This window comes from Sneathiella sp., assembly GCF_047631475.1.
Lineage (GTDB): Bacteria > Pseudomonadota > Alphaproteobacteria > Sneathiellales > Sneathiellaceae > Sneathiella.
Genome location: NZ_JBLHZT010000006.1, coordinates 38,249 through 64,099, shown reverse-complemented (window position 1 = coordinate 64,099; position 25,851 = coordinate 38,249). Strand labels below are relative to the sequence as shown.

Annotated in this window: 23 protein-coding genes and 2 tRNA genes; 7 read left to right on the top strand and 18 right to left on the bottom strand. The window is 49.8% G+C overall.

The window, feature by feature from the left end; translation table 11 throughout:
- Position 1: 1 nt before the first annotated feature.
- The 4 genes from ACJAYR_RS03975 to ACJAYR_RS03960 form a co-directional block, all read right to left on the bottom strand.
- Positions 2-2,023: a B12-binding domain-containing radical SAM protein gene (locus ACJAYR_RS03975; protein WP_415235384.1), complete on the bottom strand. Its 2,022-nt coding sequence runs from the start codon at positions 2,021-2,023 to the stop codon at positions 2-4.
- Positions 2,024-2,461: 438 nt separating this feature from the next.
- A tRNA-Arg gene (locus ACJAYR_RS03970) sits at positions 2,462-2,547 on the bottom strand.
- 526 nt (positions 2,548-3,073) lie between these two features.
- Positions 3,074-3,565: a DUF6650 family protein gene (locus tag ACJAYR_RS03965; RefSeq protein ID WP_415235383.1), complete on the bottom strand. Its 492-nt coding sequence runs from the start codon at positions 3,563-3,565 to the stop codon at positions 3,074-3,076.
- Positions 3,566-3,661: 96 nt separating this feature from the next.
- A tRNA-Arg gene (locus tag ACJAYR_RS03960) sits at positions 3,662-3,738 on the bottom strand.
- Positions 3,739-3,993: 255 nt separating this feature from the next.
- On the opposite strand from ACJAYR_RS03960, the gene ACJAYR_RS03955 reads away from it, so the two are divergent.
- A complete protein-coding gene (locus tag ACJAYR_RS03955) occupies positions 3,994-5,586 on the top strand; it encodes an autotransporter domain-containing protein (protein WP_415235453.1) in 1,593 nt (530 codons plus the stop codon).
- Between the two features lie 140 nt (positions 5,587-5,726).
- Here ACJAYR_RS03955 and ACJAYR_RS03950 read toward each other — a convergent pair whose 3' ends face one another.
- The 3 genes from ACJAYR_RS03950 to ACJAYR_RS03940 form a co-directional block, all read right to left on the bottom strand.
- Positions 5,727-5,912, bottom strand: coding sequence for a hypothetical protein (locus ACJAYR_RS03950; RefSeq protein WP_415235382.1), 186 nt, complete (start codon positions 5,910-5,912; stop codon positions 5,727-5,729).
- Positions 5,913-6,032: 120 nt separating this feature from the next.
- The gene (locus ACJAYR_RS03945; protein WP_415235381.1) at positions 6,033-7,220 is read right to left on the bottom strand and encodes an amidohydrolase family protein; all 1,188 of its coding nucleotides are present in this window, start codon (positions 7,218-7,220) and stop codon (positions 6,033-6,035) included.
- Between the two features lie 92 nt (positions 7,221-7,312).
- Positions 7,313-8,278, bottom strand: coding sequence for an ABC transporter ATP-binding protein (locus tag ACJAYR_RS03940; RefSeq protein ID WP_415235452.1), 966 nt, complete (start codon positions 8,276-8,278; stop codon positions 7,313-7,315).
- Between the two features lie 168 nt (positions 8,279-8,446).
- On the opposite strand from ACJAYR_RS03940, the gene ACJAYR_RS03935 reads away from it, so the two are divergent.
- The 3 genes from ACJAYR_RS03935 (at position 8,447) to ACJAYR_RS03925 (ending at position 12,529) form a co-directional block, all read left to right on the top strand.
- A complete protein-coding gene (locus tag ACJAYR_RS03935) occupies positions 8,447-8,626 on the top strand; it encodes a zinc-finger domain-containing protein (protein ID WP_169543585.1) in 180 nt (59 codons plus the stop codon).
- Between the two features lie 76 nt (positions 8,627-8,702).
- Complete coding sequence (gene polA / locus ACJAYR_RS03930) at positions 8,703-11,579, top strand: DNA polymerase I (RefSeq protein WP_415235380.1); 2,877 nt, start codon at positions 8,703-8,705, stop codon at positions 11,577-11,579.
- 5 nt (positions 11,580-11,584) lie between these two features.
- A complete protein-coding gene (locus ACJAYR_RS03925) occupies positions 11,585-12,529 on the top strand; it encodes an AEC family transporter (RefSeq protein ID WP_415235379.1) in 945 nt (314 codons plus the stop codon).
- Here the strand turns inward: ACJAYR_RS03925 and ACJAYR_RS03920 are convergent.
- Complete coding sequence (locus tag ACJAYR_RS03920) at positions 12,526-12,960, bottom strand: MarR family winged helix-turn-helix transcriptional regulator (RefSeq protein WP_415235378.1); 435 nt, start codon at positions 12,958-12,960, stop codon at positions 12,526-12,528. The two genes, ACJAYR_RS03925 and ACJAYR_RS03920, sit on opposite strands and share 4 nt — an antisense overlap.
- Before the next feature lie 84 nt (positions 12,961-13,044).
- Here ACJAYR_RS03920 and ACJAYR_RS03915 point away from each other — a divergent pair, with 84 nt between their 5' ends.
- On the top strand, positions 13,045-13,710 hold the full coding sequence (locus ACJAYR_RS03915; protein ID WP_415235377.1) for a glutathione S-transferase family protein: 666 nt from the start codon (positions 13,045-13,047) through the stop codon (positions 13,708-13,710).
- Positions 13,711-13,762: 52 nt separating this feature from the next.
- Here the strand turns inward: ACJAYR_RS03915 and ACJAYR_RS03910 are convergent, their stop codons facing one another.
- The 3 genes from ACJAYR_RS03910 to ACJAYR_RS03900 form a co-directional block, all read right to left on the bottom strand.
- Complete coding sequence (locus ACJAYR_RS03910) at positions 13,763-14,575, bottom strand: class I SAM-dependent methyltransferase (protein WP_415235376.1); 813 nt, start codon at positions 14,573-14,575, stop codon at positions 13,763-13,765.
- A 103-nt stretch (positions 14,576-14,678) separates the two neighbouring features.
- Positions 14,679-15,104, bottom strand: coding sequence for an alternative ribosome rescue aminoacyl-tRNA hydrolase ArfB (arfB, locus tag ACJAYR_RS03905; protein ID WP_415235375.1), 426 nt, complete (start codon positions 15,102-15,104; stop codon positions 14,679-14,681).
- A gap of 36 nt (positions 15,105-15,140) precedes the next feature.
- The gene (locus ACJAYR_RS03900; protein WP_415235374.1) at positions 15,141-15,755 is read right to left on the bottom strand and encodes a DJ-1/PfpI family protein; all 615 of its coding nucleotides are present in this window, start codon (positions 15,753-15,755) and stop codon (positions 15,141-15,143) included.
- Positions 15,756-15,845: 90 nt separating this feature from the next.
- Between ACJAYR_RS03900 and ACJAYR_RS03895 the strand changes: the two genes are divergently transcribed.
- Positions 15,846-17,183, top strand: coding sequence for a PLP-dependent aminotransferase family protein (locus tag ACJAYR_RS03895; protein ID WP_415235451.1), 1,338 nt, complete (start codon positions 15,846-15,848; stop codon positions 17,181-17,183).
- 64 nt (positions 17,184-17,247) lie between these two features.
- Here the strand turns inward: ACJAYR_RS03895 and ACJAYR_RS03890 are convergent, their stop codons facing one another.
- Positions 17,248-18,234 (bottom strand): 2-hydroxyacid dehydrogenase, encoded by a 987-nt coding sequence (locus tag ACJAYR_RS03890; protein ID WP_169543576.1) that lies wholly within the window; start codon positions 18,232-18,234, stop codon positions 17,248-17,250.
- A 174-nt stretch (positions 18,235-18,408) separates the two neighbouring features.
- Between ACJAYR_RS03890 and ACJAYR_RS03885 the strand changes: the two genes are divergently transcribed.
- On the top strand, positions 18,409-18,903 hold the full coding sequence (locus ACJAYR_RS03885; protein ID WP_415235373.1) for an SH3 domain-containing protein: 495 nt from the start codon (positions 18,409-18,411) through the stop codon (positions 18,901-18,903).
- Between the two features lie 6 nt (positions 18,904-18,909).
- On the opposite strand, the gene ACJAYR_RS03880 is transcribed toward ACJAYR_RS03885, so the two are convergent.
- From ACJAYR_RS03880 to pnp, 6 genes are all read right to left on the bottom strand, one after another.
- The gene (locus ACJAYR_RS03880) at positions 18,910-19,497 is read right to left on the bottom strand and encodes a DUF3501 family protein (protein WP_415235372.1); all 588 of its coding nucleotides are present in this window, start codon (positions 19,495-19,497) and stop codon (positions 18,910-18,912) included.
- Positions 19,498-19,509: 12 nt separating this feature from the next.
- Entirely contained in the window at positions 19,510-20,850 is a 1,341-nt protein-coding gene (locus ACJAYR_RS03875) for a heterodisulfide reductase-related iron-sulfur binding cluster (RefSeq protein WP_415235371.1), read from the bottom strand.
- A gap of 75 nt (positions 20,851-20,925) precedes the next feature.
- Entirely contained in the window at positions 20,926-21,342 is a 417-nt protein-coding gene (locus ACJAYR_RS03870; RefSeq protein ID WP_169543572.1) for a rubrerythrin family protein, read from the bottom strand.
- 139 nt (positions 21,343-21,481) lie between these two features.
- Positions 21,482-21,892, bottom strand: coding sequence for an iron response transcriptional regulator IrrA (gene irrA, locus ACJAYR_RS03865; RefSeq protein WP_415235450.1), 411 nt, complete (start codon positions 21,890-21,892; stop codon positions 21,482-21,484).
- A 129-nt stretch (positions 21,893-22,021) separates the two neighbouring features.
- Complete coding sequence (locus ACJAYR_RS03860; RefSeq protein WP_415235370.1) at positions 22,022-23,419, bottom strand: NAD(P)H-dependent flavin oxidoreductase; 1,398 nt, start codon at positions 23,417-23,419, stop codon at positions 22,022-22,024.
- Positions 23,420-23,551: 132 nt separating this feature from the next.
- Positions 23,552-25,657, bottom strand: a complete 2,106-nt coding sequence (pnp, locus tag ACJAYR_RS03855; protein WP_415235369.1) for a polyribonucleotide nucleotidyltransferase — start codon at positions 25,655-25,657, stop codon at positions 23,552-23,554.
- Positions 25,658-25,851 lie beyond the last annotated feature (194 nt).

The following is a 25,851-nucleotide window of genomic DNA, read 5'->3' as shown; positions in this document are numbered from 1 at the left end:
CTTACGCTGCTGCAACAGGCTTTCTAAACAATCGGTGAATATGAGGATAACGCATCAGCAATTTTCCTAACCCATCGAAACTATCGCCAAATTCATCTGCATAATTTTCAATAAGCTCGCGCTGAACCGAGTTGTGCGTCAGCGAATAAATCTGCGCACTGTTGATGGAAAGCTGTTCCGGCAGGATCTGAAAAGAGTTCTTCTCTGCTTTCTCCATGTCAAAGGAGAAGCTTTCATTATAGTCTGCTTTTTCGGAAAGCAGGGCCTGTTTTCTGATCCGGCTAAACCGCTGAAGTTCTTTCAAATAAGCGCTTGCGAGGTCATCCAGTTTGCCAAGATCAGCAAGCCAGTCTTCGAGGACCGAAAAAATGACCGTGTTCATTTGATCAAACAGAACAAAGAACGCCGTTGCTTTACCGGTCGACATTTCGTTCGTGCCTCGTTCATCAACCAGCATACGGTCAATATCCCGCCGCACATTATCTCCCAGCTCTTCTGCGCTGTCCCAGAGACGATCTGATGTGCCGACCCTGAAGTCATCATACATCTTCGTGATATCGTCAGAGAATTCCCGCCGGCGGTCAAAGAAACGCATGATGAAGTCGAACCAGGAAAGCCCATAGGCTTTGCAAAGCCCCTGAACCTCCGCAAAAACCTTCCCGTTATGCAGGATCTCGATGGTTAGATCCATTTCACGGCAGGTCACATAATCGTCGAACGGTAATGTGGAATTGGAGACCAGAATTTCTTCAGATTCCACTGAGACAATTTCTTCGCCGGCGAGTGCGTAACGCCCGAAGGAGCGCGGCATGATCCGGTGTTTGGTCCGCATGTCATACTTAACCCGGTTGTCAGGGGTGTTGAGGACGGTTTGCGGCAACATGATAAGTTGATACATCCGGATGTTATCGAAATCCATTTCGACCGTGTCGCGCAAAGATTGTTTATGGGCCGCGATTGAATCGCCGGGCAGGCCAAGAATAAGCTCGGAATAGGTGCCCGTGGCGTTGGTATTCGCCATTTTGCCCGCTTCTGATAATTTATCGACGGATATGTTGGACCGCGCGACATTTGCAAGTACCGTCGCATCGGTGGACTGCAAGGACGCGGCCATACTGACGGCCCCGTTCAGGCTTTTAACAATGTCGACCACGCGTTCTTTCTGGTTTTTGCCGGTCGAAACATGGACATATTTCGGATAGTTATATTTTTCCTGGCACTGCGCGATAATGCGTGCTTTTTCATAATCCTGTTTGAACATACCAAAATTGGCATCTGAAATGTACAAATCCCGCGGGCCGCGAACCCGTTCGGATATATAGGTCATTTCGGCTTCCAACTGGCCTTCCCGCTGGCTTACCAGATTATAGTATTTTGTGCCTTCCGTGCAAAAGGCGCAGGAGAAAGGGCAGCCCCGTGTTGTGTGGATCATGGGGCCCAGATTTTCATCAAAGAACTTATCCATTAATCCCATCAGATAGGGAGAGGGAACATCTTCCAGGTTCAATCGGGGCAATAGGGGGCCTTGAATAATCTCATCGCCAATGGCGTAATGGATATTCCCAATTTCTTGCCGTTGAGTCTTAATTTTGGCCACATCAAAGTCAGCCGCGACAAGGGCATCCAGAAGAAGGCAAAAGGCTTCTTCTCCCTCGCGGGCGACATGGAAATCGATATCCGGATTGCGCTTCCAGAAAGCGGCAATCTCTTCATCTGTCAGGCCATAATTTGGCCCGCCAAAAACAATCACAGTTTCAGGCCAGAGCTTTTTGATGGTTTTGGCATATTGCCGCGCCAGGTCATAATTCCAGGAATAATTGGCAAAACCCACAATATCGGGCACCTCAGTTTCAAGGGCCTGACTTAAATCTTCCGGATATTTGAACAGTTCCAGCGAGACTTCATCGGGCTTTTTATCCAGTAAATACGCACCGACGAGCCCAATGGACAGGGGAAAAACATTTGACGATAGGACAAGGCCGTTATGAGTGAGGTCAGCAAGGTATATTTTGGCTTTTGGCATCAATCAAATTCATCCAGTTTAAAGGGCGGAAACAGGCATTTTGCCAGCGTTTTAACCCGATTAATTCCCCTCGATTTTGAGGGCAAACATGACGGATGTCAAAGTCTGTGTCAATGAACGACATATCTGCACCGGAAATGACATTTTTCTGACCTGAAAAAACAGGGCTCATATGGCTTTCTTTGAGCGTACTGACCCATCATTTGCGGGCGGCAAACCACCCTTGGGATGATATCTTTTACTGGTCGAAAAAACAGAGATGTCACGTAAACCCCACGAATTCTTCGAAGGCGCTCATCGGGCTAACGACATCAGTTATTTGCCAGAACCCTTTTACGAATAAACCGATTGGAAAATGATTATCGCGGTCACATTCTGGCCACCACGCAAATTACGCACTGTTCAAAATGATCCACATTGATTTTCAAAGAAAAAATATGGCGCACCCGACACGATTCGAACGTGTGGCCTCTGCCTTCGGAGGTGCAAGACTCCTTAATAAAAACAATGAGTTACGAGAGTGCTGCACAATTAGGGCAGAGTTTCCTGTTTAAAAGGCAATGAAAACACTGGGGAAGTCAAAGCGTCTCCTGCGAATGTCATATAGGAGTCCAAAAAGAGACAAAAAATACCCCATATGATAGAATATAAATGAAGTTTTTTGACAATTGGGTAGGTAATTTACAAGGATTACTGTGCTCCCTGCATTTTGATGTACTCTTTAGTGCAGGGAGTGGCGGTAACCAATTAATCAAAAATTATGGTAATAACAATTCCAGAAGACGGCGTGAACAATATGCTAGCAGAGGCACCCAAAGATCAAACCGAAAACTTATTCACCTATCATGCTCCGACAGAGGAACAGATAGATAAGTACACAATGTTGCGAGCAGCAGCGATGGATTTTGCAAGACAGATACATAATAATTGTCCTGAAAACCCTGACTGAACAGTAACTATCAGATATGTTAGAGAAGCTGCTATGACGGCAAACGCAGCAATCGCTACAGGCGGCGGTTTCTACCGATAACAACAACACCTATCCAGTTGTCAGAGTGCGTCATCCGAAGTTTCATCTGGAATGATTGTTGCTAGCTCGTCCTCAACATCTAACCCATGCGATGCAGCGAGCCGAGCGATATGTATTCCGAACACACCGCGCATTTCGCCTACCGCTCCGTTGAACACCCAACTAGCCCAATGACCTTGGTGAGCGCCGTGCGCCACGATCTCGTTATTTTCACCAACGGTATTTAGGAATTTCCGGCATGAAGAGCGAAGTGCTCTTATTGTGTCGGTAAGATCACTTTTTGTGCTCAAGCCTGATAATTGCTCTGTAAGGAAGCTGCGTATTTTTAGTACCGACCGAACGCAGTATTCCGGCGATTCCATTTCAGAAGGCACGTACAACACTCTTCGGTCTTCCAGGAAAGTAATAATCCTGCGTGCAACAGCTATTTCCGGCTCCGGTGGGTTCCACGAAATGCCGAAGATTGGAGAGCTGAGCCCAGTCACTCTCGATGCCACTTCTTTGAATTTCATCTTTTTTACCCTCTCTAAGCGAGACAAATACGAGACAAAAATCACACTAGCAGCACGCACAACGTTTATAAACCATTGATTTTATAAGGAGAAATATGGCGCACCCGACACGATTCGAACGTGTGACCTCTGCCTTCGGAGGGCAGCGCTCTATCCAGCTGAGCTACGGGTGCTTAAGGAGAGGTATGCTATAAAGGATCATTGTTAAAAGTGCAATGGGAAAGTGAGGAAGGAGCGTGCGGTCGCATGGGTGCTTTTTGCATCAGGTCTGTCGAGACTGTTCTTCTTAAAAATAGTCTGTCTCAGTCTCGCAGAAAATGATAGTTGTGGGAAAAAAAGATCCCTACCACGTCTGATAAGTCCTTCTCATGCCCTATTTCATTTCTCGATTATCACACTTGCTTTCTATCCTAACAGTCAGCAGTGTGATGCTTTTCCTCATGCTTGCCACGGCGTCTCAGGCGCAGGCCTTCCAGATTTTCGTTAATGTTTTTGACACCAAAACAATTACTTTGGATGTGAATTCTACTGATAGCATCGACAGTGTGAGAGGTAAAATTCAGGCTAAAGAAGGATATACCCCAGACCAGCAAAGATTGACCTTCGGCGGAACAACCCTCATCGACGGCCAAACATTGCAAGATTACGGTATTGCAAAGGAAGACACCCTCCGTCTGGATTTGATCGCAACAGACGCAGGGCAAGAGGCGAAACAAGATAAACAGGAACAATCTGTTACCCAGGCGGCTTCCAATACCCAGATCGCCTTTAATGTTAAATCGGTCCGATATCGGTTTCAGAAATTCAATGCAGGGGGCGGGTTTACAAGATCCGTGGCCCCTGGCGTTCCGACCACACCGGCCAATTCAGGCATGAATAGCCCGTTTCAAGCGGTCGATTTCAACGATCCGTTCAGGTCTGAAAGTCGCGCACTTTCACCCGTGGACTTTGCCCGTATGATGTCCTTTGATACATCCGAAATTGCGCTCGCGCTGGAGGGCACGGACAGGGGCGCAGGTGATCCGTTCAACCGGTCAGGCCAGAGGGGTCGATTGCTCTCTTCGCAACCGTTGACCCTTTGGGGGCAGGGAGGCTATCTCTCGCTGGAGAATGATCGGAGTAGTGCAACTGAGGACAATCGGTTAAACGGTCACGTATGGGGCTATAATTTGGGGGTGGACTATCGTTTGAGCGATGCCTGGCTCACGGGCGTTGCTGTGGGCTATACAATAACTGACGTGGAAACTGAATTTAACAACGGCATCTATCAGGAAGACACGTTTTCTGTGTTGCCCTATTTAATGTACAAGCCGTCGGAAAATTTCTCAGTGTCTTCGGTTCTCGGATATAGCATCGGGCAGGTTGAGCGCACCAAAGACACCTCAGATACGGGTGATGCGGATAGTGAAAGCTGGTTTGCCAATATTCGCGGGTCCTACCAGCGCCGCTTTGACGGAGCGCCGCTTACTATCAAGGGGAAGCTTGAGTTTGAGGTTGGCCGGAAAACGGTCGATGCCTTTACCTATAGTGATAATACAGCCAACGAAAAATCGGTCTCAGACACCCAACGGGTGTCCCCAGGTGTTGAAATCGCCTATGGCTTTGCGCTGGATAGCCTCCGGGTTGAGCCATTTGGCGGTCTGGAATATATTTATGATTTTGGCGATGCCATTAATGGCGATGTGGACGCATATACCCTGTCGGCAGGGGTGCGCCTGAACGCTACCGATCAGGGGCTGGCTGGATCTGTGATCGCGGAAAAAACGCTCGGTCGGGATGACTATGATGAATATTCAATTTCCGGGCTGATTTCCTACGGTATTCCGATAGGGGGTTGGCGCGGTGAGAAACAGGGCATGGCTTCACCTTTCGTAAAGTTCGACTTTTCGGTCGAAGAAGGCGCCTATGTGAATACGGGGCTGGCGTTTAAAAATGCGTCTGGAAACCTGTCAGCCAAGCTGAATATGGGTCGGTCTTCCCAAAGCACATTTGCTGGCGTAGGTTTAAGCCTGACTTTTTGATGATCTTGCAGACAGCCTGCGTCTTTGGTTTTTTGGCCGCAGGTTAAGGCGCCCGGTCCTTGACCGGTTTTTTATGACCGGGAAAGCGGCCGTTTGGGCTTCTTATTTACTGGCTGGCCCGCACGTTACGGCGGGGCCCTTTAATGATGCATTGCTTTTCGTTTGGCGGCGAGGGTTTCCCTCGCGGCTTTGCGGTCTTTCAGCGTTTGAAAATCCCGGCTGAAATCCATTTTTTCTTCTTTATGCATGGACCGCTCTTTTTGTCGGCGTGCCCAAAACCGCTCTTTTCTCTCTTTTAGTCGGATCATGTCATTGCCCATGCTCATCCTCTTACCCTCCTGATGATTGGGATCCTTTCCTTTCTATAAAATAGGGCATTTTGCATAAAAATCAAAAAAGCCAGCGTTTCACCGCTGGCTTTTGGAAGGGTCTTAAGGCTGTCTTTGCTAAAGAGCTACCCGCGCCCCGTTTTTAACAACAAACCGGTGGTTTTCAGGGTTCGCAGCCATCTGGATATCCTCTGCCGGGTTTCCATTGACCACCAAAAGATCCGCTTTGAAGCCTGCTTTAATCTGCCCGCGATCTGTAAATTGCATCAGCTCATGAGCAACGGAGGTAGAGGCTTTTAACGAGTCCATATTGGTCATGCCGCACTCGACCATATAAGCCAGTTCCTGCGTGTTTTTACCATGCAGGTTAAACGGTGTTCCCGCGTCGGTACCCATGGCAATTTTTCCGCCAGCTTCATAATACATTTTGAAGCTTTCCCGGTGTTTGTCATAAACGCGCAGCGCTTTTTCGACAACGTAATCGGCAATGCCGTTTTCTTTGTTGACGATAATATTCTTGACGGCGGCCAGTGTGGGCACCAGATATGTGCCGCGTTCCAGCATGGCTTCCAGACATTGATCATCCATAAAGATACCATGCTCGATGGATGTAATGCCGCCTAGAACGGCGTTCATGATGCCCTCGGCCCCTTGCGCATGAGATGCGGTTGTCCGGCGGAACCGTTTGGCTTCGTTGATGCCGGCGGCCATTTCTTCTGCACTATAATGGGCATCTTCCGGATCGACGCCTTTGGTCATGACCCCGCCCGTTGCCATGATTTTCACAAGATCGCTGCCCGCATGAACCTGTTCGCGCACCGCTTTGACCACTTCATCGCAGCCATCTGCGACCCGGCCATGTCGGTTGCCGTGGCCCCCGGTCATGCAAATCATCCGGCCGGATGCCATGATATTGGGGCCTGTGAAGCGACCGCTGTTACAGGCATCGCGTACCGGGAATTCCAGATATTTGTGACCGCCGCAATCGCGAACTGCCGTCACGCCGGTTTTCAGACTGGACTGCGCATTTTCAAGAGCACAAAGCGTAATTTCGGCAGGATTTTGTCCTTCAACTTCTTCGGAAGGGCGGGCCCCGCCTTTATAGACAAGGTGAACATGGCAATCACCGATACCGGGCATGATGGTGCCCCCTGAAATATCGACTGTCTGACCATCAAATCCCGCAAAATTACCCACAGGGGCGACTTCTGTAATTGTGTCACCTTCGACCATGACGGCATGATCGGTCAGCATTGTTTCCTGTCCGTCGAAAACCTGACCACCTGTATAGAGAACTCTTGTCATTTAATTTCTACCTTTGGCAATTAAAGATGCACCCATTGTTTGCGCCCCAACAGTATGGCAATTGGTGAGATTTGAAAAGTGACGGCGGGTATTTATTTCTTTTTGGACGATGTCATTTGCAAAAACGCATCTTCCAGATCTGGCTCGTGGGTTGTCAGATCTACGATCGACAGGCCACTTGCAGAGACCTCCGACAGGATCTGGCTGATCCCAACTTCGCTGGGTTTGTAATCAATTGTCAGATGGCGCCCCAATTTCAAGGACGGGTTAAAACGCGCAAGACAGTTCGGTATTTCGGGGATGTCCGTTTCCAGTACCAACGTTATGGTTTTGGCATCCAGCTTGGACAGAAGTTTTTCTGTTGGCTCGCAGGCCACCACTTCCCCATGATTGATAATGGCGATCTGGTCGCATAGCTCCTCGGCTTCTTCCAGATAGTGGGTTGTCAGAATGATGGTTGTACCTGCTTCGTTCAGCAGGCGGATATGATGCCAAAGTTGCTGACGAAGTTCGATATCCACACCGGCTGTCGGTTCGTCCAGAATAAGAACTTCGGGTTGGTGAACCATCGCTTTGGCGACCAGAAGACGACGGCGCATACCGCCTGAAAGGGTGCGGGCATAGGAATCGGCTTTATCTGTCAGTCCCATTGCGGCCAGAATTTCGTCAGTCCGGCGGGCGGATTTTGGAACGCCGTATAATCCGGCCTGAAATTCCATAACTTCACGGGCCGAGAAAAAGGCATCCAGGTTCAGTTCTTGAGGCACAACACCTAAGGATCGACGCGCGGCGCGCATGTCCTTCTCGATATCAAATCCACAGACCCGCGCATGACCGGAGCTTTTATTCACGAGACCGGCGAGAATGTTGATCAGCGTTGATTTTCCGGCGCCATTGGGGCCCAGAAGGGCAAAGAAAGAACCACGGGGCACATCCAGATTAATCCCTTTCAGGGCTTCTTTGTCTGGTGCGCCGCCTTTTCCTTTATAGATTTTTCTAAGGTCCCGAACTTCCAGAGCGTTTTCGGTTCCGATTTCGTGAGCTGCAACAGCGGACATGAAGTGATACTCTTTCTTGGTGAAGAGCGGTTTTACGCATTTCAAACTTGCGAAAGCAACCGCAATCGATATCATCCGACCCCATACTGGTCATTCTGTGCAAAGACTTAATCACATTGGAACCGGTATGCAAGTCTGGCATATGAATTAGTGGAAATGGAACGGGTCATGGACGCACCTGAAAAAAGTGAAGTTGAAAGCCTTAAAGTGCATTGCGATGGAGGGAAAGGCGCCTTGGGGCACCCTCGTGTTTACCTCAATCTTGGCAATGACAACAAAGTTGAATGTCCTTATTGCGGGCATTTGTTTGTTCTAAAAGAAGGCGCAAAAGTTTCGGGTGATCACTGATCGTCTGATCAGCAGGACACGCGAACACTTAATCCAAATAAAGATGCCTTTCAGGGGCATGTAAAAGCGAGGCAGTATGCAAGAAAAAGACGTAACCGGCGATCCGAACCAGAAACATCGTGTCTATCTGGTGGATGGATCCGGTTATATTTTTCGTGCCTATTTTGCCATGATCCGAGGACGCGGGCCGATTTCGCGTTCGGACGGCACACCGACGGGGGCGGTGCTGGGTTTTTCGAACATGCTGTTCAAATTGATACAGGATACCCAGCGTGATGGGCGTATCAGTCATTTGGCGGTGATCTTTGATACAAGCCGAAAAACGTTTCGTACTGAAATATACCCCGAGTATAAAGCCAACCGGGACGCCCCGCCTGAAGATCTTATCCCGCAATTTCCGCTGGTGCGGGAAGCAACCCGGGCCTTTAACGTCCCGGCCATCGAAAAGCAGGGGTTTGAAGCGGATGATATCATTGCGACCTACGCGCGTCAGGCCCGTGAAAAAGACATGGAATGTGTCATCGTATCATCCGACAAGGATTTGATGCAGTTGGTTGGCGGCCTGGTGACCATGCTCGATCCGATGAAGGGTAAAGACATCGGCGTTGAAGAAGTGCATGAAAAATTTGGCGTTGGTCCGGATAAGGTGGTCGATATTCAGTCGCTGGCGGGGGATAGTGTGGACAATGTTCCGGGCGTGCCCGGGATTGGCATCAAAACGGCAGCCTTGCTGATTAACGAATATGGCGATCTGGATACCCTGTTGGAGCGGGCCGGCGAAATCAAGCAAAAAGGCAGACGGGAAAAACTGCTTGAGCATGCCGAAATGGCGCGTGTCAGCCGGGAACTGGTGCGCTTGAAAGATGATGTTGAACTGGACCTGGCGGTCGAAGATCTGAACCTTAACGAACCTGTAGCGGACGATCTGGGTGCGTTTTTGGCTGAAAACGAGTTTCGTCAATTAAGCAGCCGTGTTTCTGCTTTTTATGGCAGTGAGTTTAAAATAAATATCCCCAAAATAGAAACCGCGAAACCGAGGGAAGATGAACGGCCAACAAGTGATCTGAACCTGTCCGCAGTCGAAACGGAATATGAAACAGTTACGACCATGGCTGATCTTCAGCGTTGGATTGATCTTGCAACCTATAAAGGGCATGTGGCGGTGGATACAGAAACCACCAGTCTGAACGCCATGCAAGCCAAGTTGGTTGGGGTGTCGCTGGCCGTTGAGCCGGGAAAAGCCTGCTATATTCCGCTTGGTCACACAAAACCGGCGGCTCAGGGTGGTTTTGATTTCGGCGATGACGCGGCCTCTGATCAAGACGGCGAGGCGCTGGACCAGTTGCCGAAAGGGGAAGCGCTGGCGGCCCTGAAACCGTTATTGGAAGACCCATCCGTGCTTAAAATCGGGCAGAATATTAAATATGACCTTGTTATTCTTGCCAACGAAGGGGTTCATGTCAGTCCCGTTGATGACACGATGCTGATCTCTTATTGTCAGGAAGCAGGATTGCACGGGCATGGCATGGATGAACTCTCCAAGCTGCATTTTGGTATTTCGCCGATCCCGTTTAAAGAAGTCTGCGGAACAGGAAAATCCCAGATCACCTTTGCGGAAGTTCCGATCGATAAAGCAACGGCCTATGCGGCAGAGGACGCCGATTTGACATTGCGCCTGCATATGCAGCTTAAACCTGGCATTGCCGCGCAAAATGTAACCCGGCTGTATGAGCGAATTGAACGGCCGCTTGTGCCTGTCGTCGCCCAGATGGAACGGGAAGGGATTAAAGTTGATGTGCCGTTTCTGAGCAACCTGTCCGAAGATTTTGGCGCCCGAATGGCAGATTTTGTGACGGAAATTCATGAACTTGCCGGGGAAGAGTTTAATGTTGCGTCTCCGAAACAATTAGGAGAAATCCTGTTTGATAAAATGGGGATTAAGGGCGGCAAAAAAGGTAAAAACGGCGCGTATACAACGGATGTCGGAGTGTTGGAGGGATTGGCGGCAGACGGTGTTGAGCTTGCCCGTAAAGTGCTGGACTGGCGGCAGCTGTCGAAACTGAAAAGCACCTATACGGATGCCTTGCAGGCACAGGTCAATCCAAGCACCAACCGAATTCATACCTCTTTTAGCTTAGCGGCGGCGGCCACCGGGCGTCTGGCGTCCTCTGAACCAAATCTGCAAAATATCCCCATTCGGACGGAAGAAGGCCGGAAACTGCGGCAGGCTTTTATTGCTGAGCCCGGCCATAAGCTGATCAGTGCAGACTATTCACAGATTGAATTGCGTATTCTGGCCCATATGGCGAATATCGAAAGCCTGAAAGAGGCGTTTGCGAACGGACAGGATATCCATGCCAAAACAGCGTCTCAGGTCTTTGGTATTCCCATGGAAGGCATGGATCCGATGCAACGCCGGGCAGCGAAGGCGATTAACTTTGGCATCATTTATGGGATCAGTGCTTTTGGTCTGGCCCGTCAGCTGGGTGTTTCACGGACCGAGGCGCAAGGCTATATTGAAGCCTATTTTGAGCAATATCCCGGTATTCGAAAATATATGGACGAAACCAAAGCGTATTGCCATGAGCATGAATATGTCGAAACCATTTTTGGCCGCAAAGTTCATCTGCCGGGCATAAATGACAAGAACGGGGCGCGGCGCGGCTTTTCAGAACGGGCAGCGATTAATGCCCCTATTCAGGGATCCGCGGCGGATATAATCAAACGGGCGATGATCCGCCTGCCAGATGCACTGACGGCAGCCAAGCTGAACGGTCGGATGCTGCTGCAGGTCCATGATGAATTGATTTTTGAAGTTCCGGAAAGTGAAACTGAACAAACGGCCGCCGTGATCAAGGACGTTATGGAAAATGCGGCCTTGCCGGCTGTTGAAATTTCCGTGCCGCTGATTGTTGATGCCGGGATCGGGGATAACTGGGGCGAGGCTCATTAAAGCCAATGCTTGAGGTTTTATCCGTTGTCGGCCCGATTTTTGGATTGGTTGCCATTGGGTATCTAAGCGTTCGCTTTTCGCTTTATCCAGCCGCAGGTGTGCAGGGCCTGATTAGTTTCGTCAATAATTTTGCGACCCCGTGCCTGTTGTTTCAGGCCATGTTAAAAATCGACTTTGCGAAATTGTTCAACCCGCACTATTTGTCATCCTTTTATATTGGGGCCTTCGCCTGCTTTGCGGTTGCTTTTCTAATTGCCCGATGGGCGTTCCGGCGCCGGCCGGGTGAGTCTGTGGCGGTTGGCTTTTCGGCCTATTTTTCAAATACGATTTTGCTGGGGTTGCCGATCATTCAGCGGGCCTATGGCGACGAGGCATTGCCCTATCTGTTCGCAATTGTTGGATTTCATGCACCTGTATTGATGAGCTCGGGCATGGTAGCGATGGAAATCGCCCGGCGGGATGGAGCACCCCTTAAGAGCACGATAAAGGAAGCGCTAAGCCGCATTTTAAGCAATCCGTTGCTGATCGGTATCAGTCTTGGAATTTTCGCAAACCTGACCAGTCTGCCGGTTCCCGGGCTGATCAATGATGTGACCAAAATGCTGGCGCTGGCAGTATTGCCGGCTGCATTGTTCGGATTGGGCGGAGCCCTTAATCAATATCAGTTGCGAGATAGTTGGGAACAGGCGCTTGTCTCCTCGCTTATCAAGTTGGTTCTGCACCCGTTTATTGCGTTGGTTCTTAGTCATTATGTGTTCGGGCTGGATTGGAATATGACACGGGTTGCCGTCATTACTGCCGCCATGCCATCGGGACTGAATGTCTATATCTTCGCGACTTTCTATAATCGATCAGTTGATATCGCGGCGAATACGGTTTTGCAAAGCACCCTGTTAGGGGTCGTGACAATTTCAAGTTGGCTTCTGGTTTTGAGTTGGCTCGCCCCTTAATCCATCAGGGGTTTTAGCAAAGACGCGATCTTTCTTTGCTGGTCTAGTGACAATCGGCGGCCAACGGCCTGCTCTAATGCTTCCTGATAGATCGGCCACATGGCAAGCCGGGTTTTCTGACCGGCTGGCGTCAGGAAAAGCTGTTGCGCCCGCCTGTCTTCCTCGCAGGGTCTTCGGCGAATATACCCAGCTTTTTCAAGACGATCGAGAATACGCGATACCCCATATTGCGGGAGCAAAAGAGCATCGTTTAACTCGCTTGGACGCAGCCCTGCTTCGCCCGCCTGTTCAAGCTCCCAAAGGCAGTCATACCAGGCAAGAGGCGGAAATCCTGCCTTCTTTAACGCTGTCTCGATGGTGCTTAGCGCCCGCTCATGGGCACGCACCAAACGGATCCAAACCTGAACGGTTTCTTCATTCATTGATTTCATAAACACAATTTACATGCAAGTGCATTGAATTTCCAGCAATAAAGAACTAAATATATGCAACTGCATGTATAAGGAGAAATAACCATGAACGACCTGCATCTGATAAGCCACCATCTTTGTCCATATGTCCAAAGAGCCGTTATTGTATTGGACGAGAAAAAGATCCCTCATGAACGGACCTATATTGATTTGGCGAATAAACCGGATTGGTTTTCAACCCTGTCCCCGCTGGGACGGGTCCCGCTTCTACAGCATCAGGAGGCTGTGATCTTTGAAAGTCAGGTGATCGCTGAATATCTGGATGAAATAACAGCGGGGTCCCTGCATCCTTCGAACCCTTTGGAAAAAGCGCGGCATAGATCCTGGATCGAATTTGGGTCCGAAACCCTGAAAGAGATCGGGCGTTTTTATTCGGCGAAAACCCGGGCGGAGTTTGAGTTGAGTAGAACAGACCTCATTGCCAAATTACAGCGGATCAGTTCAGAGATTGACGGTCCTTTTTTTGGAGGGGCGACCTTTCATATGATTGATGGTGTCTATGGGACCATTTTCAGATATTTTGATGTCTTTGAGACCGAGTTCAATCAGTCTTTGACTGAGACACGGACCACACTTCATAACTGGCGCACAAGCATTGCCCAACGTCCGTCTGTGATCAATGCAGTGCCTGCGGGATATGAGGACAGGCTGAAAAACTTTCTAATCCAACGCGCTTCGTATTTATCAGGCTGCAGGACAGGCGTATCCTGAGGTGGTTCAGGCACGGGGGTCTCGTTTGGGGGTCTTTTTAGCGCGGCTTTTGCTAGGAAAATGCGGTGATTACATGTCCCCTGATTTTACTGTTGACCGGGCCGTCACCAAATCGTGCGGCAATTGCCTTTGTGGCAATGTCCGTTACATGGCCAAGTTTTTCAGGATCTCTTTGCTCAATCTCGTTTCGAAGCGGGGTGCCCTGACAATAGGCAATTGCAGGGATGCTGGCATTTAAAGCGCTGCTTTGTTTTTCCAGTGTTTCGATCTTGATCTTAGAGAAGCCCGCTTCTCTCAGTTCTTCCTCGATTTGAGAGATGTCATGATATCCGTGGGGCGTGCGCGCCAGGAAACGAGGAGGTGCCTCCGGGAACACTTCGGCCGCGGCTTGGGTCACAACATCGGCAAACTCGTTGACCGATATTTCGTCCCACACATTGAAAGCAAGCGCACCGTCTGGTGTAAGAACGCGTCTGGCTTCTTTATACCCGGCCACTCGATCGGGGAAAAACATGACGCCAAACTGGCAAATTGCGACGTCAAAACTTGACGAATTGTAAGGAAGGTTCAAAGCATCAGCCTGTTGCCAGATTATACGAGCATCGGCCGTTTGTTTGGTTTTCGCGTGGTCCAGCATGGCTTGATTAAGATCGGTCACACAATAATGTGACCCGGCCTTCAGCTTGGGAGCTAGGGCACGGGTGACAACACCACTTCCGGCTGCGATCTCCAGTATTCTGCTGGGTGACAGGTCACAAACGCGTTGTGCCAGATCATTGGCAAATTCTTCAAAGATCAGGGGGACCAAATAGGTATCATAGAATTCCGGTATAGATCCGCTGAATATTTTGTCGGTGTTAGACATGGCGCCTTCCAACTCTAATGAAATTCTAGGGACGCCCACTATATTCAATTTTTTTTATATTAGATAGGTCAAGTTGCCCGTCTCACCTTTGACGGTCAGTTGATCAATAATCGGACCGTGAAACCCGGCCGCGGTTTTTCTTGATAGCCCCGCGCTGGGTTTTCTTTTCCATGCGTTTTTGTTTGGACGAGTAGGTGGGTTTTGTCGGGCGTCTGTATTTGGGAACGACCGTGGCTTCACGGATCAATGATACAAGCCGTTCCAACGCCGCTTTGCGGTTTCGGTCCTGACTGCGAAACTCGCTGGCAGTCAGGATAAGAACACCTTCTTTGGTCATTTTCTGGCCGGCGATCCTGACCAGCCGATTATACACAGCGTGGGGCAGGTTAGGGCTTTCTTTTGCTTTGAAACGGAGCTGAACAGCCGTTTCGACTTTGTTCACATTCTGGCCACCAGGACCGGATGACCGAATAAAGCTCTCTTCAATTTCATCTTCGTGAATAAATATCTGTGGCGTAATCTGGATCATGCCAAATCATACCGGTTGAACGGTTTTTGAAAAGCGCTATGTTGCAACAGTCGCAGATAAAAAAGGGCGCGTGATGTCACGGGCACGTGCCACATAGTCTTCTTTTTCTCCGACCGGAGCTACATAGTGCAGGGCGTTCTCTGCGGCCTTTAGCCCCTCTGTCCGCGCAAGCACCCAAAAAGCCAGATATTGGGAGGCCAAGCACCCGCCGGCAGTTGCGATATTCCCAGAGGCATGAAACGCCTGATCAAGCACCTCTATCCCCGCCTCTTCCACCCATGGCCGGGTTGTAAGATCCGTACAGGCCGGTATATCGCTGAGGAGCCCCAGCTTAGCCAACAGAAGGGTTCCAGAACATTGTGCCCCGATAAGATGATGACGCGGGTTAAGGTCGATCTGGCCCATCAGGGAATGATCATTGGCAATTTCCCGCGTTTTTGACCCACTACCAACAAGAACAACCTCTGTCTTGCAGGCTTCTTCCAGTGAAATGTGACGTTCTAGGACTACACCGTTCATAGAGCGGACTGTGCGCGTTGGGCTTGCTATGGACACCCGCCAGTTCTGTTTTTTGACACGATTGAGAATGCCCAGAGCAATAAGGGTGTCCAGTTCGTTAAAGCCGTCGAAGGTCAAAAGGGAAATATGCATCGGAAATAAGCCTTGTTGTTTAGGGTTGTTGAGTGTCAGCATAGCCGCTAAAATCATGACAATAAAATTATTGTCATGGATACAATTGATATGCCGCAAGCCCGCTATAAACAGGTAGTCGACCGAATTGCTGCTGATATCCGAGCCGGCAACATAGCGCCCGGGACCCGATTACCCACCCATCGGCAATTATCTGCAATGAAAGGAATTGCGCTGGTTACAGCAACCCGGGTATACGCTGAGCTGGAACAAATGGGCCTTGTCAGCGGGGAGCGAGGGCGCGGGACATTTGTCCGCGAAAGCGCAGTTCCAGATGGCCACGGTGCGGACCAGCATCCTGTCGCTCCCGATATGATCGATTTGACGTTTAACTATGGGGTTCTTCCTCAGCAATCGGATCATTTGAGAAATGCCTTGAGGCAGTTGGCGGGGGGCGGTGAGGTGGAGACACTGCTTCGTTATCAACCTCATGAAGGGCGCCTTCATGAACGCCGTGTGATTACCGACTATCTTGCGTCGCAGGGTGTTAATACGTCGTCAGAACAGGTTATGATTGTCAGCGGCGCCCAGCACGGGTTGTCTCTGGCTGTAATGTCACTGTTGCGTCCGGGGGATGTGATTGCCGTCGATGCTTTGACTTATCCGGGAATAAAGGTGGTTGCTGATGCGTTTCGGGTAGAACTTGTGCCAATCCCTGCGTTGGATCACGGTCCGGACCTGTCGGCGTTAAATGAAATTTGTCAGGCGCGAACAGTTCGGGCCCTTTATGTCATTCCAACGCTTCATAATCCGTTAGGCTGGGTTCTGGATCTGGCCCAAAGAAAAGAATTGGTGTCGATTGCCCGAAAATACGATCTTTGCATTATCGAAGATGCGGCCTATGCATTTTTGGCCGAAAACTCCCCTGTTCCGCTTGCCGCCCTTGCCCCTGAAAGAACGGTTTATGTTTCAGGTGTATCCAAAAGCATAGCGACAGGATTGCGAGTTGGATTCTTGTCCGCGCCCTCTGAGTGGGTTCCCGCAATAAGAAGATCTATCCGTGCGACCACCTGGAACACACCACCGGTAATGACAGCGATTGTGTGCAAGTGGCTGACGGATGGCAGTATCCAGTGGTTGGAAGAGGAAAAACGCAAAGACGCGGAAAAACGGCAGGCTATTGCCCGTAAGGCGCTGAAAGGGTTGAACTATAAAGCCCATCCGGCCTCATATTTTGTGTGGATCTCGTTGCCTCAAAATGTGCGGGCCGATCAGCTTGTTATGGATTTGGCGCGTCAGAATATTTCTATTTCAACGGCCGAGCCGTTTGCGGTTTCCAAAGATGTGCCCCATGCTATCCGGCTGGCGCTTGGCTCTGTTGATTTGAGCCTGTTGCCGGACGCGTTGATCAAAGTCCGCAAAGCGATTGAGGAACGGGCACTCTATTAGCCGTCCCCCACAAAGGGTATTTGCACGGTAAAAAGAAAAGGCCCGGATTTCCGGGCCTTTTAATTCAAAGCATAGCTGCCAGCACCCGGTCTGTCGGGGTATGACCATCAATGAAGGTTTTAATGTTGATCAAAACCTTTTCACCCATATCGATCCGGCCTTCTATGGTCGCAGAACCCATATGGGGCAGAAGGATAACGTTATCCAGTTCTAGCAGTTTCGGATTGACAGCCGGTTCATGTTCAAACACGTCCAGGCCAGCACCAGCGATGTCGCCATTGCGCAGCATACGGGTCAGTGCATTTTCATCAACCACCTCACCGCGGGATGTATTCACGATATAGGCATGCTTCTGCATCAGCTGCAAACGACGGGAATTCAACAGATGGAAGGTTCCGGGTGTATGCGGACAGTTGATGGAAATGATATCCATCCGGGCTAGCATCTGATCCAGACTTTCCCAATAGGTTGCCTCCAGCTCATCCTCGATATAATCGGGAAGCTTGTTGCGATTGTGGTAATGAATAGACAGGCCAAAGGCTTTCGCCCGGCGGGCAACCGCTTGACCGATCCGGCCCATGCCCACAATTCCAAGACGTTTGCCCCAGATGCGATGTCCCAGCATGCTGGTCGGCGACCATCCGGTCCAGTCACCACTTCGCATCAGGCGTTCACCTTCCGTCAGGCGGCGAGGAACAGCCATAATAAGCGCCATCGTCATATCTGCGGTGTCTTCTGTCAGAACGCCGGGTGTATTTGTCACCGTGATGTTGCGTTGCCGGGCTGTCGCCAGATCAATATGATCGACACCGGTTCCGAAACTGGCAATCAGTTTAAGATCTGGATTGGCTTGTGACAGGACGCCAAGATCGATTTTATCCGTCACTGTTGGTACTAATACATCAGCGACTTTTACCGCTTCGACAAGTTCTGCTTGTGACATGGGTTTGTCGTTGTGGTTGAGACGTGTATCAAATAGCTCCATCATGCGGGTTTCAATCGCATCCGGAAGCTTTCGGGTAACAACGACAACAGGTTTTTTCTTTGACATTCGAAGCCTCTCTGGTCCCGGTCTCTTTTTAAAGTTGACCACTCATTTTCTAGCAGATCATCCGGGATCAGACAATTCCGCCTTGTGCGTTTGCGAAATTTTTTTGCTTTCTTGACCCGGAACAGGGTTGCACGGCATAAAGATGAGGACTTTTTCCAATTGAGGCCAGTTGTAATGTTCCGTGCGCTTTCTCTTTGCGTTCCGTTTTTCGTAAGTCTGATTCTGATGGGCAGCACTTTTGTTGCCACTGCGCAGACCGGGCTGCCTGTTCCGCGTTTTGTGTCCCTTTCTGTTGATGAGGTCAATGTGCGTGTCGGGCCCGGACGCCGGTATCCGATTGCCTGGACATTTGTTCGGGTTGGCTGGCCTGTGGAAGTGATCGCGGAATATGAACACTGGCGTCAAATAAGGGACATCGAAGGAGCCACCGGCTGGGTTCACAAAAGCCTCTTATCGGGGCGCCGGACCATATTGATTACAGGGGATCGCCGACCCGTTTATGAAGAACCCGATACAGACAGCGAGGTCGTGTTGCTGGCCGAGCCGGGTGTTCAGGGAACTCTGGCAGAATGCGATGGTTTATGGTGTGAGGTTGATATCGCGGGCAATCGCGGCTGGCTCAAAGCCAGCCACTTTTACGGGGTGTATGAAAACGAGAAAATCCGTTAAGCCGATTTAAAGATCGGTTGCAAGAGCGCTGCGTGTCGCTTCGTTCAGACGGGCCATATGGCCGTATTCCGGATGTTCAATGCTAATGATAACTTCGGCGTCCGGTGCTTTCATGGCGGTTGCCATTGTGTCACTCAAGGGAAAATGCAGAAAATGAATGGCGGACGTTTTACCGTCTTCTGTCGTCCGCTCCACATCCTGTTCCGGAACGGCCAGACATTTTTCACCGCCGATAGACAAATAGATCTTGTCTTCGATATGGCCTAGCTGACGCAGGGTAAAGTCCCGTCGCACCGGATCATCGATTTCGATCATGAATGTTGCGACAAGTTCATTTCCCTGCGGGATAAGCGGATTATAGGCAGAAAGTTCATCCGCGATCTGGTCTTCACCGCCCCGTTCGATATACAGCATCTCATGGATCTGCGACCACATGGTATCGTAATTTTCGAAGTAGAAGGTTGCGAAAGGGCCAACTGCGACCCGACGATCTTTTTTGATGGCAATCAGCTTCTGCTTGTTTTCTTTTCGGATCTTTCCATAATCAGAAATGTCCAGAATATCACTGCGTGAAATGTTCCGTTTTACTGTCATAATAAATATGCCTTATTCAAAACCGTAGGCTTTTGCGATCAATTCAATAGGGTGGGCGGTCGTCTTTTCCTTTGCGGCTTCCGCGTCCTGCTTTTCAATGCCTTGCAACAGATGTTCTGCGGCGAGGGGACATTCAGAAGCGATGAAGGGTGCGCCGGATTTTAGAGCATTTTTGGCCGCTGTCTTGCCGACTTTCAAGGCTGTTTCGTAATTGCCTTTCATAATCCCCCAGGATCCACCATGCCCTGAACAGCGTTCCACGATAGCGACGCGGGTTTTCGGGATCAGCCGTAGCATTTCGGCGCCTTTAGCCCCCATATTTTGCGCGCGGGCATGGCAGGCCAAATGCATGGAAACAGGGCCTTCAAGAGCCTCCATCCCCTCGGCAATGCCTTCTTTTTTTGCAATATCGACGATATATTCGGACACATCATAGGTTGCCTTGGCAAGTTTCGCCAGATTTTCATTTTCCGGATCAATCAAGGGCCATTCAAATTTCAGCATCAGGGCACAGGATGACACCAGTGCAATGACGTCATAGCCTTTGTCGATCCATGTGCATAATTCGGCAGAAACCATTTTTGCATTTTTGGCAACGCCTTCAATGTCGCCCTGTTCCAGCAGTGGCATACCGCAACAACCGGGATAAACCACTTCAGTTTCAACACCGTTTTTGGCCAGCACCTTGCGGGTGGCTTCACCAATGTCGGGGTTGTTGTAGTTTCCAAAGCAGGTGGCATATAAAACGACTTTTCGGCCAAAGCCCGGGGCTTCCTGGTTCAGGGTCAGTGTGTTTGCCTTGGTCCGATCCAAAAGGGTCTTGCTATTATATTCTGGTAACGCTGCTTCCCGGTGAATACCGAGTGTTTTTTCCATAATGCCGCGGGTTGTTGTGTTCTTTGTGTCGGTTGCCCAATTGGCAAGGCCGGCCACCGGTTTAGCAAGCTTACCGTTTCGGTCCGTTTTGGACAGTTGCCGCGAAACAAAACTGTCTTCACCTTTTTTCTTTTCCACCGCCCGGTAGCGAAGCATCAAATGGGGAAAATCCAAATTAAATTCATGGGGTGGGACATACGGACATTTAGTCATGTAGCACATGTCGCAGAGCGTACAGGCATCGACCACAGGTTTAAAATCATCGGACGAGACGGAGTCAAGTTCTTCCGTTTCTGAGGCGTCAATCAGGTCAAACAGCCGGGGGAATGAGTCACATAGATTAAAACATCGGCGACATCCGTGGCAAATATCAAAGATGCGTCTAAGTTCTTCGTCTAACAGTTTTTCGTCGTAGAAATCTGGACTGTTCCAGTCAATCGGATGCCGTGTAGGGGCATCAAGGCTGCCTTCGCGCATGATTTATATCCCGTTTTTTGTGAGGGGAAACGGGCGGCGGTGTCGCCGCCCGAAAATCAGGTAATGGTCCTGATATTAGTCCAAATCGTCCAGTGCTTTCTGGAAACGACCTGCATGGCTTTTTTCAGCTTTTGCAAGGGTTTCGAACCAATCAGCAATTTCGTCATGGCCTTCTTCGCGTGCAGTTTTAGCCATTCCTGGATACATGTCTGTATATTCGTGGGTTTCACCAGCAACAGCGGCTTTCAGGTTGTCGCTTGTACCACCGATTGGCAGACCGGTTGCCGGATCGCCAACTTCTTCAAGATATTCAAGATGGCCGTGCGCGTGACCTGTTTCACCTTCTGCGGTTGAGCGGAAAACAGCAGCAACATCGTTGTAGCCCTCAATATCCGCTTTCTGGGCGAAATATAGGTAACGACGGTTGGCTTGAGATTCACCAGCAAAGGCATCTTTTAGATTTTGTTCTGTTTTACTTCCCTGTAGAGACATTGAAGACCTCCTCAATCGGGGTTGGCGGGTTCACATTCTTCACCATTAAAGAATTGCGAAGAGTATAAAACCGCCAAGACAGGCTGTCAATAAACTAGAATGTTTCTAAAGAGGAAAAAATTGTTTTTAAAACAGGTTGTTAGGAATTGTTCGCATTAGAAACACGAACAATGACATCAATGCTGGAGATCTTGGTTCCATCCGGAAGATCCGGCAGGTTGGTAACCGCCATTTTTTCGCAGCAAATGTCTTCCAGTAACCCCTTATCTTCATGGAAGAAATGGTGATGGGGCGTAACATTTGTATCAAAGTATGATTTGCTGGCATCGACGACAACTTCGCGCAGCAGCCCGGCTTCTGTAAACTGGTGCAGGTTGTTGTAGATGGTTGCGAGAGAAATGCGGACACCCGCATCCAAGGCTTCGCCGTGCAATTTTTCGGCTGTAATATGCCGGTTTCCGGAAGCAAACAGAAGTTCGGCCAACGCTATACGTTGTTTGGTCGGCCGAAGCTGAGCAGTCCTGATTTTGTCTTCAAGCTCTGCTTTCATCGGCGAAATATTTCTGTCGATCGGGTTCATAATACCGGCACTCACTTTATTACTGCTGAATTATTCCTACTTTATATAGTGTATTATTTGGAATAATTCAAATCAGCAATTAAGAAAACGATAAAATATTTATTTCCCGGTCATTATTCGGTCAATCAACTCTTTTACGGTTGGAACAAAGCCATCCGCATAGAAAGGGTCTGTCGCAAACCGGTAGGCGCCGTGTCCGGCGAACATCAGGTTATTGTCTACGTTTTCCGAATGAATAACATCCTGCAGTGTTTTTTGAATGCAGAAACTTCTTGGGTCTGCCTTGCGTCCGGTATTTCCGGTTTCGCCTTCAGCCCAGTTGGAGAACGAACATTGTGACAAACAACCCATGCAATCAACCTGATCTTTCCGAATTTCAGCCATTTTCTCTGGCTCAACAAAGATCATGGTGGAATCTGGCGTTTTCAGACCGGATGTATAGCCTTGAGCAACCCATTTCTCTGCATTGGCCTTGTCCGCCGGTGTCAGATAAATCTCGCGCTTGCGGGCCCCGAAGCTGAACGCTTCACTATGTTCACCGATTGGCGATGTCACAAACGCAACCTGACGGTCGGAGCGGCCTTTTAATTCTTCCAGAAACTCGTTGCGGACCGCAGAGGACCAGAAGCCAGTTGGACTGAATTTATTGAGGAACACGTCACCCTTTTTCAGCGTCAGAAGTTTTTTCTTCCAAGCGTCGGAGATCGGGCTTTCTTTCGTCAAAAGCGGGCGGGTGCCAAACTGGAATGTAATGGGGCCAATTTCCGGATTGTCCAGCCAATGCTCCCAGTCCTGAATATGCCAGACACCGCCGGCCATGATGATCGGGACATTATGCAATCCCATTTCGTTCATCAACGTCCGCAGAGACGCGACTCGTGGATACGGATCTTCCGGCACCATGGCATCTTCAGAATTGCTGAGGCCGTTATGACCACCCGCGAGCCACGGATCTTCGTAGACCACGCCGCCCAGCCAGTCAGCAAATTTGTGATAGGCCCGTTTCCAAAGGGCACGAAACGCGCGCGCAGAAGAAATGATCGGGTAATAATGAATTTGATAATCTGCTGCGATCTGCGCAACACGGTAAGGCATACCGGCGCCGCATGTGATGCCGTCAATCAGGCCACGAGCACCTTCCAGCACACCATGCAGAATTCGCTCTGCACCGCCCATTTCCCACAACACATTCATGTGGATGGCACCTTGGCCATTGGAAATTTCGTGCGCTATCTGAGCCTGAGCGATACCCCCCTGGATACCATATGCAACAAGCTCGTCGTGGCGTTCACGACGGGTACGGCCATGATAGACTTGTGGAATGATCTGCCCATTCTCGTCATAGCTGTCTGCATTTACACCGGAAAAGGTGGCGACACCGCCGGCCGCAGCCCACGCACCAGAGCTTTCGCCAGAGGAGACAGCGATACCTTTACCGCCTTCGATGAGGGGAAGAACTTCTTTTCCCGACATAACAATGGAGTTCAGTGACTTCACGAGACAATCCCTACAGCAGAGTTACTTTGTACCTTACCACTTAGAGCAAGTTTGGCTTAGCTTCAAGCGGTGAACAGTATATGGAGCGGCCCAGCCACGCTGAGCCGCCCCCATTTTCTTGAAAAATCAGCCTTATTCGGCGTCTTCTTCGGTTGTTCCTTCTTCGGCCTGTACAGCCTTGATGGACAGGCGAACCTTACCTTTACCATCAATTTCCAGAACCTTAACACGAACTTCGTCACCTTCGTTGACAATATCTGTCACTTTAGCAACACGTTTCGGTGCGAGTTCAGAAATATGAACCAGACCATCGCGGTTACCAAAGAAATTCACAAAGGCACCGAAGTCGACAACTTTAACAACCTTACCAGTATAGATAACGCCTACTTCAGGATCATCAACAATTGACTTGATCCAGGCAACAGCGGCATCTGCGCTTTCGGTTGTTGTCGCAGCAACTTTAACAGTTCCGTCATCTTCAATATCGATTTTGGCGCCAGTTGTTTCGCAGATTTCGCGAATAACCTTACCACCAGTACCGATGATATCACGGATCTTGTCTTTCTTGACCTGAAGCTGTGTGATGCGCGGGGCACCGTCACGAACGCCTTCACGGGCGGCATCAATGGCTTTTGCCATTTCGTCCAGAATGTGAAGACGGCCTTCAGTCGCCTGAGCCAATGCAATACGCATGATCTCTTCAGTAATGCCGGCGATTTTAATATCCATCTGTAATGATGTAATACCTTTATCTGTACCTGCAACCTTAAAGTCCATATCACCCAGATGATCTTCATCACCGAGGATGTCTGAAAGAACAGCAAACTGGCCGTCTTCTTCCAGAATAAGACCCATTGCGATACCAGCACATGGCCGTTTCAAAGGCACACCTGCATCCATCAAAGCCAAAGACGTACCGCAAACAGTCGCCATGGACGATGAACCATTGGATTCAGTGACTTCAGAAACAACACGCAATGTGTAAGGGAACTGATCTTTACCCGGTAGCAGTGGGTGCAATGCCCGCCAGGCAAGCTTACCATGCCCGACTTCGCGGCGGCCAGTAAAGCCAACACGGCCAGCTTCACCTACTGAGTAAGGAGGGAAGTTGTAATGTAGCATGAAGTTTTCGCGATATTCGCCTTCAAGGGCGTCAACGATCTGTTCATCCTGGCCCGTACCCAATGTCGTAACGACCAGCGCCTGAGTTTCACCGCGTGTGAACAGGGCAGAACCGTGTGCGCGAGGCAGGGCGCCAACTTCAGCAACGATTGGGCGGACAGTTTTTGTGTCACGTCCGTCGATACGAGTGCCGTTGGAAATGATGTTTCCGCGAACGATGTTTTTCTCAATTTTCTTGAGGATCCCACCAGCGGCTTCAACTTCATCTTCTTCAAGCGCTTCAAGAGCAGCGGCTTTCGCCTCTGAAATCTTGTCCGTCCGTGTCTGTTTGACCTGTTCTTTGTAAGCGTCAGTCAAAGCAGCTTCGGCAGCTGATTTTACTTTGGCTTCAAGAGCAGCATCCACTTCTGGTGGCTGGAAGTCCCAAGGTTCTTTTGCACAATCTTCGGCCAGATCAATGATCGCATCGATAACAGCCTGTGTTTCTTTGTGACCGAACATAACGGCGCCCAGCATCTGTTCTTCAGACAGTTCGCTCGCTTCAGACTCGATCATCAAAACCGCTTCGTCTGTACCAGCAATGACCAGATCCAGATCTGTATCAGCCATCTGTTCAGATGTTGGGTTAAGAACATATTCGCCATCGATGAAACCAACGCGGGCTGCACCAACCGGGCCAAGGAACGGAATACCTGAGATTGTCAGGGCCGCAGAGGCACCAACCAAGGCAACAACATCCGGATCATTTTCAAGATCGTGGGCCAAAACAGTACAGATAATCTGTGTTTCGTGTTTAAAACCGCTGACGAATGATGGGCGCAATGGGCGGTCGATCAGACGGGAAACCAGTGTTTCCTTTTCTGTCGGGCGTCCTTCACGCTTGAAAAAGCCGCCCGGGATTTTACCGGCAGCATAGGCTTTTTCCTGATAATTTACTGTGAGCGGGAAAAAGTCGATTCCCGGCTTTGGGGTCTTTGCAGCAACTGCTGTACAAAGGACCTGAGTACCACCGTAGGTGATCATGACAGCACCGTCAGCCTGACGGGCAACTTTCCCTGTTTCCATTACGAGCGGACGTCCGCCCCACATCACTTCTTTGCGATGTACTTCAAACATTTTCTTTCCTTCCAATGCAAACAATGCCCTATGCCTGTTTGCCAATTCCCATCGCCCTATGCGACGGTATTTCAATCTCTTTTACTTCCTGACTGGAGAGAACTCCAGAATCACCGAACGCCGGAACGCCAGAGGCTATTGCCTAAAGCGGAACCGGCGCCGGAATTTCAGTCTTTGGCTTAGAATATACGCCA